This is a genomic window from Polynucleobacter sp. AP-Nino-20-G2, from assembly GCF_018688235.1.
GTDB lineage: Bacteria > Pseudomonadota > Gammaproteobacteria > Burkholderiales > Burkholderiaceae > Polynucleobacter.
In genome coordinates, this window is sequence record NZ_CP061313.1 from 81,351 (window position 1) to 94,774 (window position 13,424).

General features: G+C 46.9%; 10 protein-coding genes. All 10 read left to right on the forward strand.

Features of this window, described 5'->3' with window-relative positions:
* Positions 1 to 4: 4 nt before the first annotated feature.
* The 10 genes from FD960_RS00495 to FD960_RS00540 all read left to right on the forward strand — a co-directional run bounded on the left by FD960_RS00495 (position 5) and on the right by FD960_RS00540 (position 13,424).
* Positions 5 to 2,335: a penicillin-binding protein 1A gene (locus FD960_RS00495; RefSeq protein WP_215299221.1), complete on the forward strand. Its 2,331-nt coding sequence runs from the start codon at positions 5 to 7 to the stop codon at positions 2,333 to 2,335.
* Between the two features lie 12 nt (positions 2,336 to 2,347).
* The gene (locus tag FD960_RS00500) at positions 2,348 to 3,052 is read left to right on the forward strand and encodes a transposase (protein ID WP_215299222.1); all 705 of its coding nucleotides are present in this window, start codon (positions 2,348 to 2,350) and stop codon (positions 3,050 to 3,052) included.
* Between the two features lie 195 nt (positions 3,053 to 3,247).
* The gene (locus FD960_RS00505; RefSeq protein ID WP_215299223.1) at positions 3,248 to 7,993 is read left to right on the forward strand and encodes a glutamate synthase-related protein; all 4,746 of its coding nucleotides are present in this window, start codon (positions 3,248 to 3,250) and stop codon (positions 7,991 to 7,993) included.
* A 51-nt stretch (positions 7,994 to 8,044) separates the two neighbouring features.
* Positions 8,045 to 9,508 carry a glutamate synthase subunit beta gene (locus FD960_RS00510; protein WP_215299224.1) on the forward strand — a complete coding sequence of 488 codons (1,464 nt, stop codon included), beginning with the start codon at positions 8,045 to 8,047 and terminating at the stop codon, positions 9,506 to 9,508.
* Positions 9,509 to 9,518: 10 nt separating this feature from the next.
* Positions 9,519 to 10,385 (forward strand): ABC transporter ATP-binding protein, encoded by an 867-nt coding sequence (locus tag FD960_RS00515; RefSeq protein WP_251369799.1) that lies wholly within the window; start codon positions 9,519 to 9,521, stop codon positions 10,383 to 10,385.
* Positions 10,382 to 11,179: a lipid asymmetry maintenance ABC transporter permease subunit MlaE gene (gene mlaE / locus FD960_RS00520; protein WP_215299225.1), complete on the forward strand. Its 798-nt coding sequence runs from the start codon at positions 10,382 to 10,384 to the stop codon at positions 11,177 to 11,179. The genes FD960_RS00515 and mlaE overlap by 4 nt, the downstream gene beginning before the upstream one ends.
* A gap of 21 nt (positions 11,180 to 11,200) precedes the next feature.
* Positions 11,201 to 11,683 (forward strand): outer membrane lipid asymmetry maintenance protein MlaD, encoded by a 483-nt coding sequence (gene mlaD, locus FD960_RS00525; protein WP_215299226.1) that lies wholly within the window; start codon positions 11,201 to 11,203, stop codon positions 11,681 to 11,683.
* A complete protein-coding gene (locus FD960_RS00530; protein WP_215299227.1) occupies positions 11,683 to 12,429 on the forward strand; it encodes a VacJ family lipoprotein in 747 nt (248 codons plus the stop codon). The genes mlaD and FD960_RS00530 overlap by 1 nt, the downstream gene beginning before the upstream one ends.
* A gap of 73 nt (positions 12,430 to 12,502) precedes the next feature.
* Positions 12,503 to 13,150, forward strand: coding sequence for a phospholipid-binding protein MlaC (locus FD960_RS00535; protein ID WP_215299228.1), 648 nt, complete (start codon positions 12,503 to 12,505; stop codon positions 13,148 to 13,150).
* 13 nt (positions 13,151 to 13,163) lie between these two features.
* The gene (locus FD960_RS00540) at positions 13,164 to 13,424 is read left to right on the forward strand and encodes a lipid asymmetry maintenance protein MlaB (RefSeq protein WP_215299229.1); all 261 of its coding nucleotides are present in this window, start codon (positions 13,164 to 13,166) and stop codon (positions 13,422 to 13,424) included.

The following is a 13,424-nucleotide window of genomic DNA, read 5'->3' on the forward strand; positions in this document are numbered from 1 at the left end:
CTATATGGCACTACCCCCAAAAGACAAGCCGCCACTCAATCGTCGGTTTAACCGCCAGCCTGATAGACGTCCAAATCAGCCAAGAGCGGAGCATTCCTATAAATCGGGAAGCAATCCACTTGTAAAGGCCTTGCTGATTATCAGCATGGTGTTTGCTGTGGTTCTCACTTTATTGTTGGGATATGCCTTCTTAATAGCAAAACCCAATTTGCCAAAGATTTCAGCATTAGTTGATTACAACCCCAAAACGCCTCTGCGGATCTATACCGCTGACAAGGTGTTGATTGGTGAGTTTGGCGAAGAGCGCCGTAAGGTGATTCCTTTGAATGAGATTCCCAAGAGTATGCGCAATGCAGTTCTAGCCATTGAGGATGATCGCTTTTACTCTCACGGTGGCGTTGATTATGTTGGGATCTTGCGGGCTGCAGTGACCAATTTAAGAGGGCATCTGTCTCAGGGCGCTTCAACCATCACGATGCAGGTAGCGCGTAACTTCTTTTTAAGCAATGAGAAGACCTTTAGTCGAAAAATCTACGAAGTACTTCTTGCTTGGGAAATCGAGTCTCAATTAAGCAAAGATAAGATTCTAGAGATCTATATGAATCAGATCTTCTTGGGTCAGCGGGCATATGGCTTCTCAAGCGCGGCTCAAATCTATTTTGGCAAGGAGTTAAAAGACATCACAATTGCTGAGTCGGCGATGTTGGCTGGTTTGCCTAAGGCACCCTCCGCCTATAACCCGGTCACTAATTTCCGTCGCGCCAAAATTCGCCAAGAATATATCTTGCAGAGAATGCGCGACCTTTCTTACATCACCACTGAGGAATATCAAAAGGCGATGGCAGAAGAGTTGCATATTCGTGGCCTTGGTAACGAGTTCAGCACTCGTGCAGATTTTCCAGCGGAGATGGTGCGTCAGTTACTCTTCACACAATATGGTGAAGCCATCTATTCTCAAGGCATCGATGTTTACACCACGATCTTGAAGGCCGATCAGGATGCGGCATACAAAGCAGTCCGCCGCGGTATTTTTGAATATGACTTGCGCCATGCTTATCGTGGACCAGAGGGCTTTATTGATTTACCGGAAGATACAGTCAAGAGACAACGTGCAATTGATGAGGCTTTGCTTGCCTACCCCCAGTTAGATGATTTGCAATCAGGCGTAGTGCTCGACATTAAGGCTAAAGAGATGCAAGTCATGATCTCTACTGGCGACACAATCACCCTCAAAGGCGAAGGCATGAAGTTGGCTGCTGCATCCTTGACGGATAGTGCGCAGCCGAAAAAACGGTTACGCCCGGGCGCAATCGTGAGACTACTGTCTGATGGTGGCGTATGGAAGCTAGCGCAATTGCCACAGGTGGAGGCGGCTTTTGTTTCTATGAATGCGGAAACGGGTGCGATTTTGTCGCTAGTGGGTGGTTTTGATTTCCGTCGCAATCAATTTAATCACGTGACTCAAGCGCAGCGTCAGCCAGGCTCTTCATTTAAACCTTTCATTTATGCCGCAGCAATTGAAAAAGGTTTTTCTCCCAGCACAGTCGTTAATGATGCGCCACTATCAATCGGCAGCATGGAGACTGGTAGTCAGTCTTGGGAGCCTAAGAACTACGATGGAAAATACGACGGCATGATGCGTTTGCGTACTGCTTTGGCTAAATCCAAAAACTTGGTTTCAGTGCGCATCATTCGCGCGATTGGTCCTTCTTACGCTCAAGAATATATTCAGCGCTTTGGCTTTGAGGCAGAGAAGCATCCTCCGTATTTAACAATGGCTTTGGGCGCGGGCTCTGTTACTCCTTTGCAAATGGCATCGGCATATAGCGTGTTTGCTAACGGTGGCTATCGAGTCGATCCTTTCTTAATTAATAAGATGGTGGACTCCAAGGGAACAATTTTGTTTGAGGCAAAGCCAACGCATGCGCGTGAAGATGCAACGCGCGTTTTAGATGCGCGCACCGCATTTGTGATGGATAGCATGTTGCAAGAAGTCACTAAGAGCGGAACTGCGGCTAGTGCGAGAGCTAAATTAGGTCGCAACGATATTGCGGGTAAAACGGGAACAACGAATGATTCGCATGATGCTTGGTTTGCTGGCTACAACCCAAAAGTAGTTGCAATTGCTTGGATTGGTTTTGATAAGCCTGCCAGCTTGGGTGATCGTGAGACTGGTGGTGGTCTAGCTTTGCCAATGTGGATTTCTTATATGGAGACTGCGTTGAGAAATGAGCCACAACAAGGTCGCGAAGTTCCAGCTGGTGTTACTCAATACGATGGCGACTGGTTTATTCCAGAGTTCTCAAATAACGGTGGCGTACGCGAACTGCAGTAGTTCGCTTTAGTCATGGCAAGGCAAGCCCGCACTATCATTCCCGGCCAAGCGATGCATGTGATGGTGCGGGGGAATAATCGCGAGACCCTATTTTTCAATGATCTCGATCGCCGCATGTATTTAGATTGGTTGCGTGAAGCAGCTAAGCAGTTTGGTAGCGCAGTACACGCCTACGCATTAATGCCCAATCATGTGCATTTATTAATGACCCCTCAGAATGCAGACTCACTTGCTAAAACCATGCAGTCTTTGGGTCGCCGATATGCACAGTATTTCAATCAGCGACACCATCGCTCGGGAACGATTTGGGAGGGGCGCTATCGTTCTTCACTCATAGATCCAGATTATTTTTTACGTTGTCAGCGCTATATTGAATTAAATCCAGTAAGGGCTGGTTTCGAATCGAGCCCTCAAGACTCCACTTGGACTAGTTTTGCATCTCATATTGGCGGCAATGCCGAATCCTGGTTGGTTGACCATCAACACTTCTGGCGATTGGGTAATACACCTTTCGAAAGGCAAATGAGTTGGGCTGGCTTTGTGAAAGAGGGTGCCCCCCATTGGGAGGACAAGCAAATTACTGAAGCATTGGTGCGTTCTAAACCCTGGGTGAGTGATATTTATGCCCAAAAGCTCTTTAAAGATAATCCGGCGCAGGTGCAGATTCGCCATCGAGGACGCCCAAAGAAATTAATATCTTTAAATTCAGTGACTTAGAATTTATAAAGGGCTTGGGGTTAGTGTCAGAATAGGCTTCAAGCAGCGACTCTGTCCCTTTTTTAAGAATGCATATTGGTGCTCCCCATTATTAAATGGGACAGAGTCATTTTATTTCTATTGCATCAGTATGGGTATTCACCTATATTTGATCCTCCAAAAGTAATCAGCCCATCGATGGCACACGGAAATACCATGACTACACAAATGAATACAGATCTTCGTCCAATCGCTCAAGGTCTTTATGACCCACAAAACGAGCATGATGCTTGCGGCGTAGGATTCGTTGCGCACATCAAAGGAAAAAAATCTCATGAGATCGTGTCTCAGGGATTGAAGATCCTTGAGAACTTGGATCACCGGGGTGCTGTTGGTGCCGATCCTTTAATGGGCGATGGCGCCGGTATCTTGATTCAGATTCCAGATACTTTGTACCGCGAAGAAATGGCCAAGCAGGGCGTTGAATTACCGCCGCTTGGTGAGTACGGCGTTGGCATGATCTTTTTACCAAAAGAGCACGCTTCACGCTTGGCATGTGAGCAAGAGTTAGAGCGTACTGTGCGCCTCGAAGGTCAGGTGGTTTTAGGTTGGAGAGATGTTCCAATCGATGTGAAATTACCAATGTCTCCAACAGTCCAAATGACTGAGCCGTTTATTCGCCAAATCTTTATTGGTCGTGGTCGCGACATCATGACAACGGATGCACTTGAGCGTAAGTTATACGTGATTCGTAAAACAGCCAGTCATGCGATTCAAGATTTGCACTTAAAGCATGGCAAAGAATATTTCGTAGCGTCAATGTCCGCGCGCACCATTGTTTATAAGGGTTTGCTGTTAGCGAATCAAGTTGGCGCTTATTACAAAGACTTGCAAGATCCTCGCACAGTTTCCGCATTGGCATTAGTGCACCAACGCTTCTCGACAAATACATTCCCTGCATGGGAATTGGCTCACCCATATCGCATGATTGCTCACAACGGTGAGATCAATACTGTTAAAGGTAACGTCAACTGGGTAAATGCACGTGAGGGCGCTATCAGCTCTCCAGTGTTGGGTGATGACCTCAAAAAATTATGGCCATTGATTTATCCAGGTCAATCCGACACCGCCTGTTTTGATAACTGCTTGGAGCTATTGGTGATGTCGGGTTATCCATTGGCGCAAGCCATGATGATGATGATCCCAGAAGCATGGGAACAGCACGCATTGATGGATGACAATCGCCGCGCATTCTATGAATATCACGCAGCGATGATGGAACCATGGGATGGCCCCGCAGCGATGGCATTTACAGATGGCCGTCAAATTGGCGCGACTTTGGATCGTAACGGTTTGCGTCCAGCGCGTTATTACGTTACTGATGATGACTTGGTCATTATGGGTTCTGAGGCTGGGGTGTTGCCAATTCCAGAGAACAAGATTGTTCAAAAATGGCGCTTGCAACCTGGCAAGATGTTCATGATTGACATGGAGCAGGGCCGCATTATTGACGACGTCGAATTGAAAGATGCCGTTTCAAAAGCAAAGCCATACAAGAGCTGGATTGATGCGGTTCGCGTCAAACTCGATGAAGTGGATGCCAGCAAAGCCGATATCGTCGATGAAAAAACCACGATTCGCCCTGCCGCAAAATTATTAGATCGCCAACAGGCTTTTGGTTATACGCAAGAGGACATCAAGTACCTCATGGCGCCAATGGCAATGAATGGTGAAGAGGCTATCGGATCAATGGGTAACGATAGCCCGTTGGCGGTTCTCTCTAATAAGAACAAGCCGCTCTACAACTACTTTAAGCAATTATTTGCGCAGGTGACCAATCCTCCGATTGACTCCATTCGCGAAAACATGGTGATGTCTTTGGTGTCCTTCATTGGGCCAAAGCCTAACTTACTTGATACCAACAATATCAATCCTCCAATGCGTTTGGAAGTCAGTCAGCCGATTTTGGATTTTGACGACATGACGAAGATTCGCCATATTGGTCATTACACCAACGGCAAGTTCCGCTCATATGAATTAGATATTTGCTATCCAGCATCTTGGGGTAAAGCAGGAATCGAGGCTCGCTTAGCTTCCTTATGTGCTGAAGCTGCAGATGCGGTGCGCTCTGGTTACAACATTTTGATCGTGAGTGATCGCCAGGTTGACGAAAACCACGTAGCTATTCCAGCATTGTTGGCAACTTCCGCGATTCATCAGCATTTAGTTGAAAAAGGCTTGCGTACTAGCGTTGGCCTCGTAGTTGAAACAGGTAGTGCGCGTGAGACCCATCACTTCGCACTCTTAGCTGGTTATGGTGCAGAAGCTGTTCACCCCTACTTAGCAATGGAAACTTTGGCTGAAATGGCTAAAGGCTTATCCGGTGATTTGTCTGCAGAAAAAGCAGTGAAGAATTTTGTGAAAGCGGTTGGTAAGGGCTTGCAAAAAGTGATGTCCAAAATGGGCATCTCCACTTACATGTCTTACACAGGTTCACAAATCTTCGAAGCTATTGGTTTGAATAAAGATGTGATTGACCATTACTTCAAAGGGACCCCTTCAAACGTCGGCGGTATCGGCGTATTTGAGGTGGCTGAAGAAGCATTGCGTATGCATCAGTCCGCATTTGGCAATGACCCGGTCTTGACCGATATGCTCGAAGCAGGTGGCGAGTACGCTTTCCGTATTCGTGGTGAAAACCATATGTGGACACCAGACACGATTGCGAAATTACAGCACTCGACTCGTATTGGAATTGAGAAGGGTTATCAGACCTACAAAGAGTACGCAAACATCATTAATGATCAGACCAAGCGTCAAATGACATTACGTGGTTTGTTTGAGTTCAAGATTGATCCAGCAAAAGCCATTCCATTAGATGAAGTGGAGTCTGCAAAAGAAATCGTTAAGCGTTTTGCGACGGGTGCGATGTCTTTAGGTTCAATCTCCACGGAAGCTCACGCTACTTTGGCGATTGCAATGAATCGTATTGGCGGTAAGTCCAATACTGGTGAAGGTGGCGAAGATCCAAATCGCTATGTGAATGAGCTCAAAGGTATCCCCATTAAGAAGGGTGAAACATTGGCCAGTATTTTGGGTGATGATGTTGTTGAGGCCAATATTCCATTGCTCGATGGCGACTCATTGCGCTCCAGAATTAAACAAGTAGCTTCAGGACGTTTCGGCGTGACTACTGAGTACTTGCGTTCTGCAGATCAAATCCAGATCAAGATGGCCCAAGGCGCTAAGCCTGGTGAAGGTGGTCAATTGCCAGGTGGTAAGGTTTCAGACTACATCGGTAAGCTACGTTTCTCTGTGCCGGGTGTTGGTTTGATTTCTCCTCCTCCGCATCATGACATCTACTCTATTGAAGATATCGCGCAATTAATCCACGATCTGAAGAACGTGAATCCAGCTGCCGATGTTTCAGTGAAGTTAGTATCTGAGGTGGGTGTCGGAACCATTGCTGCCGGCGTTGCAAAAGCCAAAGCAGATCACGTTGTGATCGCTGGCCATGATGGCGGTACTGGCGCATCTCCATTGTCTTCAATTAAGCATGCCGGCTCCCCATGGGAATTGGGCTTGGCTGAAACCCAACAAACATTAGTGCTCAATGGTTTACGTAGTCGTATTCGTGTTCAGGCTGATGGTCAAATGAAGACTGGTCGCGACGTAGTGATCGGTGCATTGTTGGGCGCAGATGAGTTCGGTTTTGCTACAGCACCATTGGTGGTCGAGGGTTGCATCATGATGCGTAAGTGTCATTTAAATACTTGCCCAGTAGGTGTCGCGACTCAGGATCCTGAATTACGTAAGAAGTTCTCTGGCAAGCCCGAGCATGTTGTGAATTTCTTCTTCTTTATCGCAGAAGAAGTGCGTGAAATCATGGCGCAACTCGGTATTCGTAAGTTTGATGATTTGATTGGCCGCGTTGATTTCTTAGATACTCGTAAGGGTATTGAGAACTGGAAAGTGCATGGTTTGGATTTCAGCAAGATTTTTGCTGAACCAGCTGTAGCGAAAGACGTTCCTCGTTACCAAATCTTGACTCAAGAGCATGGTCTGGGTAGTGCACTCGACAATATCTTGATTGAGAAGAGCGAGCCTGCATTAGAGCGCGGCGAAAAAGTGTCATTCATTGTTCCGGTGAAGAACGTGAACCGTACGGTCGGTGCAATGCTTTCTGGCGAAGTGGCTCAGCGTTATGGCCATGCTGGTTTACCTGATGACACCATTCATATTCAATTGAATGGCACTGCTGGTCAAAGTTTCGCTGCTTTCTTGGCGCGCGGCATCACCCTGGATTTAGTGGGTGACGGTAATGACTACGTTGGTAAAGGCTTGTCAGGTGGACGTGTGATCGTTCGTGCGCCACATGAGTTCCGCGGCGATACAGCCAAGAACATTATTGTGGGCAACACTGTTCTATACGGCGCCATTAGCGGTGAGGCATTCTTTAATGGTGTAGCTGGTGAGCGTTTCGCGGTACGTAACTCAGGTGCCACTACTGTGGTTGAGGGTACTGGCGACCACGGTTGTGAATACATGACTGGCGGCACGGTAGTGGTATTGGGTGCAACTGGCCGTAACTTTGCTGCGGGTATGAGTGGTGGTATCGCTTATGTCTACGATGAAGATGGCATGTTTGAAAAGCGCTGCAATACCAGCATGGCAACTTTGGAAAAGGTATTGCCTTCTGTTGAGCAGATTGCCAAGATGCCTCAGTCTCAGTGGCACGCCCCTGTTGATGTGAAAGACGGTGGTGAGCGCATGACTGATGAGCAAATTCTGAAGAGCTTGATTGAGCGTCATTTCCGCCACACTGGTTCAGAGCGTGCGAAAGCACTCTTAGCCGATTGGGAGAATGCTCGCGGTCGTTTTGTGAAGGTGCTCCCAACTGAATACAAGCGCGCTTTAGGCGAGTTGTGGGAAAAAGCCCAAAACAAAACTGTTGCGGCATAAGTTACTAGATCAACGCAGATAGATATTAAGAAAAGATACTAAGGATTCGATATGGGTAAGGTCACAGGATTTATGGAGTTTGAGCGCGTAGATGAAACCTACGAAGCTCCGGCTAAACGCCTCCATCACTACAAAGAGTTCGTCGCTGCATTGACGGATGATCAGGCTAAGGTACAAGGCGCGCGTTGCATGGACTGCGGTATTCCATTTTGTAATAACGGTTGCCCTGTTAACAACATCATTCCTGATTTCAATGACTTGGTGTTCCATGATGATTGGAAGAATGCATTGGATGTTTTGCAATCGACCAACAACTTCCCTGAGTTCACTGGCCGAATTTGCCCAGCGCCTTGTGAGGCTGCTTGCACATTGGGAATTAATAGTGAGGCTGTGGGCATTAAGTCTATCGAGCACGCCATTATTGATAAAGGCTGGGAAAGTGGTTGGGTTAAACCGCAGCCAGCTAAGACAAAGACAGGTAAGAAAGTTGCTGTAGTTGGCGGTGGTCCTGCTGGTATGGCGACTGCTCAGCAATTAGCCCGCGTAGGCCATGATGTGACTGTCTTTGAAAAGAATGACCGCGTTGGTGGATTGCTTCGCTACGGCATTCCTGATTTCAAAATGGAGAAGTGGTTAATCGATCGTCGTGTCGAGCAAATGCAGGCTGAAGGCGTCAAATTTGAAACCGGCGTATTCGTTGGAAAAGAAGCGATTGGTGCTGAAGTGAAAAACTACTCAACCAAAACAGTTTCTCCTGAGCAGTTGATGAAGGATTTTGATGCTGTTGTGATTTCCGGTGGCGCTGAGCAACCTCGTGATTTGCCGGTTCCAGGCCGTGAGTTGAAAGGGGTTCACTTTGCATTGGAATTCTTGATTCCTCAGAACAAAGAGAATGCTGGCGATTTCAAAAATGAAATTTCCGCCAAAGGAAAAAATGTTGTTGTGATTGGTGGTGGTGATACTGGATCGGATTGCGTTGGAACATCGAATCGCCATGGTGCAAGCAAGATTACCCAATTTGAATTGATGCCACAGCCACCAGAGACTGAGAATAAGCCTTTGGTATGGCCATATTGGCCAACAAAGTTGCGCACTTCTTCATCCCATGAAGAGGGTTGTGATCGTGATTGGTCTGTTGCAACTAAGCGTTTTGAAGGAAAAGACGGCAAGCTTGAGAAATTGATCTGTGTTCGTCTCGAGTGGAAAGACGGCAAGATGACAGAAATGCCAAATTCTGAGTTTGAAATTAAGGCAGACTTGGTGTTCTTGGCAATGGGCTTCGTGTCTCCCGCGCAACAGGTGCTCAATGCATTTGGTGTTGAGAAAGACGCTCGCGGTAATGCAAAAGCGACTGTCGATGGTCAAAACGCCTATCAAACCAATGTTCCTAAGGTATTTGCTGCGGGGGATATGCGTCGTGGTCAGTCCTTAGTAGTTTGGGCGATTCGTGAAGGTCGCCAGGCTGCGCGTGCGGTAGATGAGTATTTAATGGGGTCTTCTGTTCTGCCGCGATAATATCGAGGATATGAACAGTAGCCACTCCAACTCGGTGGAAGTGAATCAGCAGACTAAAGGTCATAGCCCGGGCGAAGTTGTCGTTGAGATTAGGGACGTCAACTTTTCTTATGCACCTGGAGAGCGCCAGATTTTATCGGGGCTCAATATGGAGTTCCGTCGAGGTCAAGTAGTTGCGGTGATGGGTGGTTCTGGTTGTGGCAAGACCACCATACTGCGTCTTATTGGCGGTCAGTTCGCAGCACAGTCTGGACAAGTGCTATTTGAGGGTCGCGACATCGGCAAGATGAACTCAGCTGAACTGATGGTTGCCCGTCGTCGCATGGGAATGCTCTTTCAGTTCGGCGCGCTCTTTACCGATCTCAGCGTTTTTGAAAATGTTGCTTTTCCTTTGCGTGAGCATACTGATCTGAGTGAAGACTTATTGCGTTCATTGGTTTTGATGAAGCTCAACGCAGTTGGTTTGCGTGGCGCACGCGATTTAATGCCGGCGCAAATTTCTGGTGGCATGGCGCGTCGCGTTGCACTAGCTAGAGCCATCGCTCTCGATCCCCCTTTGATCATGTACGACGAGCCTTTTGCGGGTCTCGACCCCATTTCTTTAGGAATCACCGCGCGCTTAATTCGAGATTTGAATAACGCCTTGGGTGCAACAAGTCTTCTAGTAACGCATGATGTTGAAGAAACATTTGAAATTGCGGATTACGTTTATTTCATTGCAAATGGCCGCATTGGGGCCGAGGGTACACCAGAAGAATTAAGTCGCTCTACCGATCCTTTTGTGCGTCAGTTCTTAGATGCCTCACCAGATGGCCCAGTGCCATTCCATTATCCAGGCCAAAGCCTTGAGCAAGATTTTGGGGTGAGCTTGAAATGAGTATTTTTAATAAAGCCATAGATCTATTAGGTGATTTAGGATTTTTTATTCGTCGCAATTTAACCAGTCTTGGTTTGGCGGCGCGGATGTTTATCGCCGTGATTTGGCGCTCCGGTTTTTTATTAAAACGTCCACGTTTAGTTTCTGATCAGATTCTGTTTGTGGGAAATCACTCTTTTGTGATCATCGCGGTTTCTGGTTTATTTGTTGGTTTCGTTTTGGGCTTACAGGGTTATTACACCCTCAACCGTTATGGCTCAGAGCAAGCACTAGGTTTATTAGTGGCACTCTCATTGACTCGTGAATTAGGTCCAGTGATCACTGCTTTATTGTTTGCTGGTCGTGCAGGTACTTCATTGACTGCCGAGATTGGTCTCATGAAGGCTGGCGAGCAATTGAGCGCTATGGAAATGATGGCAGTTGATCCTTTGAGCCGTGTGATTGCGCCACGCCTATGGGCAGGCATTATTGCCATGCCTATTTTGGCGACAATCTTTACTGCGGTTGGCGTGATGGGTGGTTACTTTGTTGGCGTGCCTTTGATCGGGGTTGATTCAGGCGCATTTTGGTCGCAAATGCAGGGCGGGGTAGATCTCTTCTCTGATATTGGGAATGGCCTGATAAAAAGTCTTGTATTTGGGGTGGCGGTAACGTTTATCGCCCTCTATCAGGGTTACGAAGCAAAGCCAACGCCTGAGGGTGTATCGCAGGCGACTACCCGTACCGTGGTGATTTCTTCTTTATCGGTTTTGGCATTGGACTTCTTGCTCACCGCGATGATGTTCTCGAATTAGAAAGAATAAACTGGGACTCTTATGAGAAAAAGTGCAATTGATGTTTGGGTCGGAATTTTTGTAGCTATTGGCTTGCTGGCTGCTTTGTTCTTGGCATTGAAAGTGGGCAATATGAATGCCGTTTCCTTTGCGCCAACCTACAAAATTTCAGCTCGCTTTGACAATATTGGCGGACTAAAGCCGCGTGCGCCTGTTAAAAGCGCTGGTGTTGTCGTTGGTCGCATTGCCAATATTTCTTTTGACGATAAGACCTATCAAGCAACCGTCACCATGACGATTGAAGACAGCTATAAATTCCCTAAGGATTCTTCCGCCAAAATTTTGACATCTGGTTTATTGGGTGAGCAATATATCGGTCTTGAAGCTGGTGGATCTGATGATATGTTGGCTGCTGGCGATAAGATCACTCAGACCCAATCTGCTGTAGTGTTGGAAAATCTTATCAGTCAGTTCCTTTATAACAAGGCTGCTGATAGCGGTAAAGATAAAGGCGCCGACAAGTAATGCGCTTATTGACTAGATTCAAACAGCTGGTATTGCTTGGTCTAGTTACGACTATGGTGGGCTGTGCATCTATTCCTGCTGGGGTAGAGCCTTCCCCACAGGATCCTTGGGAGCCATTTAACCGCTCTGTTTTTGAATTTAACGAAGGCTTAGACGCTTACCTGCTCAAGCCTGTAGTTGCTGGCTATCGTTTTGTTTTGCCTGAGTTTGTGCGGGACGGTATCTATAACTTTTTTAGTAATTACAACGATATCTATACCGCCCTCCAGAACTTATTGCAGGGCAAGCCGGCCTATGCTTTTAATGATTTGATGCGAGTAGTGGTCAATACAACTTTTGGTTTAGGCGGTTTGATTGATATGGCAACACCTGGCGGACTTGAGAAGCACAAAGAGGATTGGGGTCAAACTTTCGGCGTGTGGGGCGTTCCTTCTGGCCCTTATGTCGTTTTGCCATTTTTTGGCCCAAGCAATGTACGAGATACCTTTGGCACCGTGGCCGATTTGGAGTCGGATTACCTGTTTAGCTATATAAAAGATATTGGCTTCCGCAATAGCATTACCGGCCTACGCGTGGTGAATGCTCGTAATACCTATTACGAAGCCGGCGATTTATTGGATGGCGCAGCTATCGATAAATATAGCTTTATGCGGGACGCCTATATTCAAAGGCGCGTATATCAGATCAATGAGGGGCGCGATGATGAGGAGCCTCTGATGCCCGTTTACGAAAATCCCTACGAATAAGTAAGCTAGAGCTCTGCTAGATTTTGGTAAAGGGCTAAAATGAGCCTCAATGATCAGCATTAATCGAGGAAACATGAAAAGCAAAACCACCATACAAAGATATTTCGCTGTATTGCTATCAAGCCTCTTTTTAGTCGCTGGCATCGTCAACGCTCAAGCTGTCGATCAATCTACTCCAGATGGGCTGATTAAGACGGTTGTTTCTGATGTGATGGCATCGGTGAAGTCTGATCCCGAGATTCAGAAGGGCAATATTCCGCGTATTGTGGATTTGGTTGAGAAGAAGATTGTTCCCTATACAGACATGCGCCGTACTACAGAGATGGCGATGGGGCCAAACTGGAAAAAAGCCACGCCGGAGCAGCAAGCTCAATTGGTGGGCGAATTTAAAAATCTACTGATACGTACATACTCTGGCGCATTGAGTCAGCTGCGCGATCAAACTATTCAATTTAAGCCTTTACGCGCAGCACCCGATGACAAAGAAGTGGTTGTGAAAACCGTCGTTCTTGGTCGTGGCGACCCAGTACCCCTGGACTATCGTCTAGAAAAAACAGCCAATGGTTGGAGAGTCTATGACATGAACATCATGGGCGTATGGCTCGTAGAAGCCTATCGGAATCAGTTTGCTAATCAAATTAGTCAAAATGGTGTGGAAGGTCTCGTGAAGTTTTTGCAAGATCGCAATAAACAACTTGCCGCTGCTAAGCCAACAAACTAAAGTTCAAAAGAAGATGCCATTTTCATTGCCTATCTCCGTTACGCAAGACAATGTCTTGCAATTAGAGAAGGATGGGCTATTGAATTTAGCGGCATTAAGAAGTGTTGATTGCGCTCGTTTGAAAGACTTTGATTCGACGGTGTTGACGGTATTGTTGGCTTGGCAAAAAAAGCTGCAGATCGATGGTCAGCAGTTGACTCTTCTGAATGCGCCAGAAAAATTAAAGGTTTTGGCTGGTGTCTATGGCGTTGCCGCGTTGCTAGGTTTGTCATAG

What these genes read in the sequence shown, in the direction of transcription:
- FD960_RS00495 (WP_215299221.1), top strand. Translation starts at nt 5, where the DNA reads ATGGCACTACCCCCAAAAGACAAGCCGCCACTCAATCGTCGGTTTAAC.
- FD960_RS00500 (WP_215299222.1), top strand. Translation starts at nt 2,348, where the DNA reads ATGGCAAGGCAAGCCCGCACTATCATTCCCGGCCAAGCGATGCATGTG.
- FD960_RS00505 (WP_215299223.1), top strand. Translation starts at nt 3,248, where the DNA reads ATGACTACACAAATGAATACAGATCTTCGTCCAATCGCTCAAGGTCTT.
- FD960_RS00510 (WP_215299224.1), top strand. Translation starts at nt 8,045, where the DNA reads ATGGGTAAGGTCACAGGATTTATGGAGTTTGAGCGCGTAGATGAAACC.
- FD960_RS00515 (WP_251369799.1), top strand. Translation starts at nt 9,519, where the DNA reads ATGAACAGTAGCCACTCCAACTCGGTGGAAGTGAATCAGCAGACTAAA.
- mlaE (WP_215299225.1), top strand. Translation starts at nt 10,382, where the DNA reads ATGAGTATTTTTAATAAAGCCATAGATCTATTAGGTGATTTAGGATTT.
- mlaD (WP_215299226.1), top strand. Translation starts at nt 11,201, where the DNA reads ATGAGAAAAAGTGCAATTGATGTTTGGGTCGGAATTTTTGTAGCTATT.
- FD960_RS00530 (WP_215299227.1), top strand. Translation starts at nt 11,683, where the DNA reads ATGCGCTTATTGACTAGATTCAAACAGCTGGTATTGCTTGGTCTAGTT.
- FD960_RS00535 (WP_215299228.1), top strand. Translation starts at nt 12,503, where the DNA reads ATGAAAAGCAAAACCACCATACAAAGATATTTCGCTGTATTGCTATCA.
- FD960_RS00540 (WP_215299229.1), top strand. Translation starts at nt 13,164, where the DNA reads ATGCCATTTTCATTGCCTATCTCCGTTACGCAAGACAATGTCTTGCAA.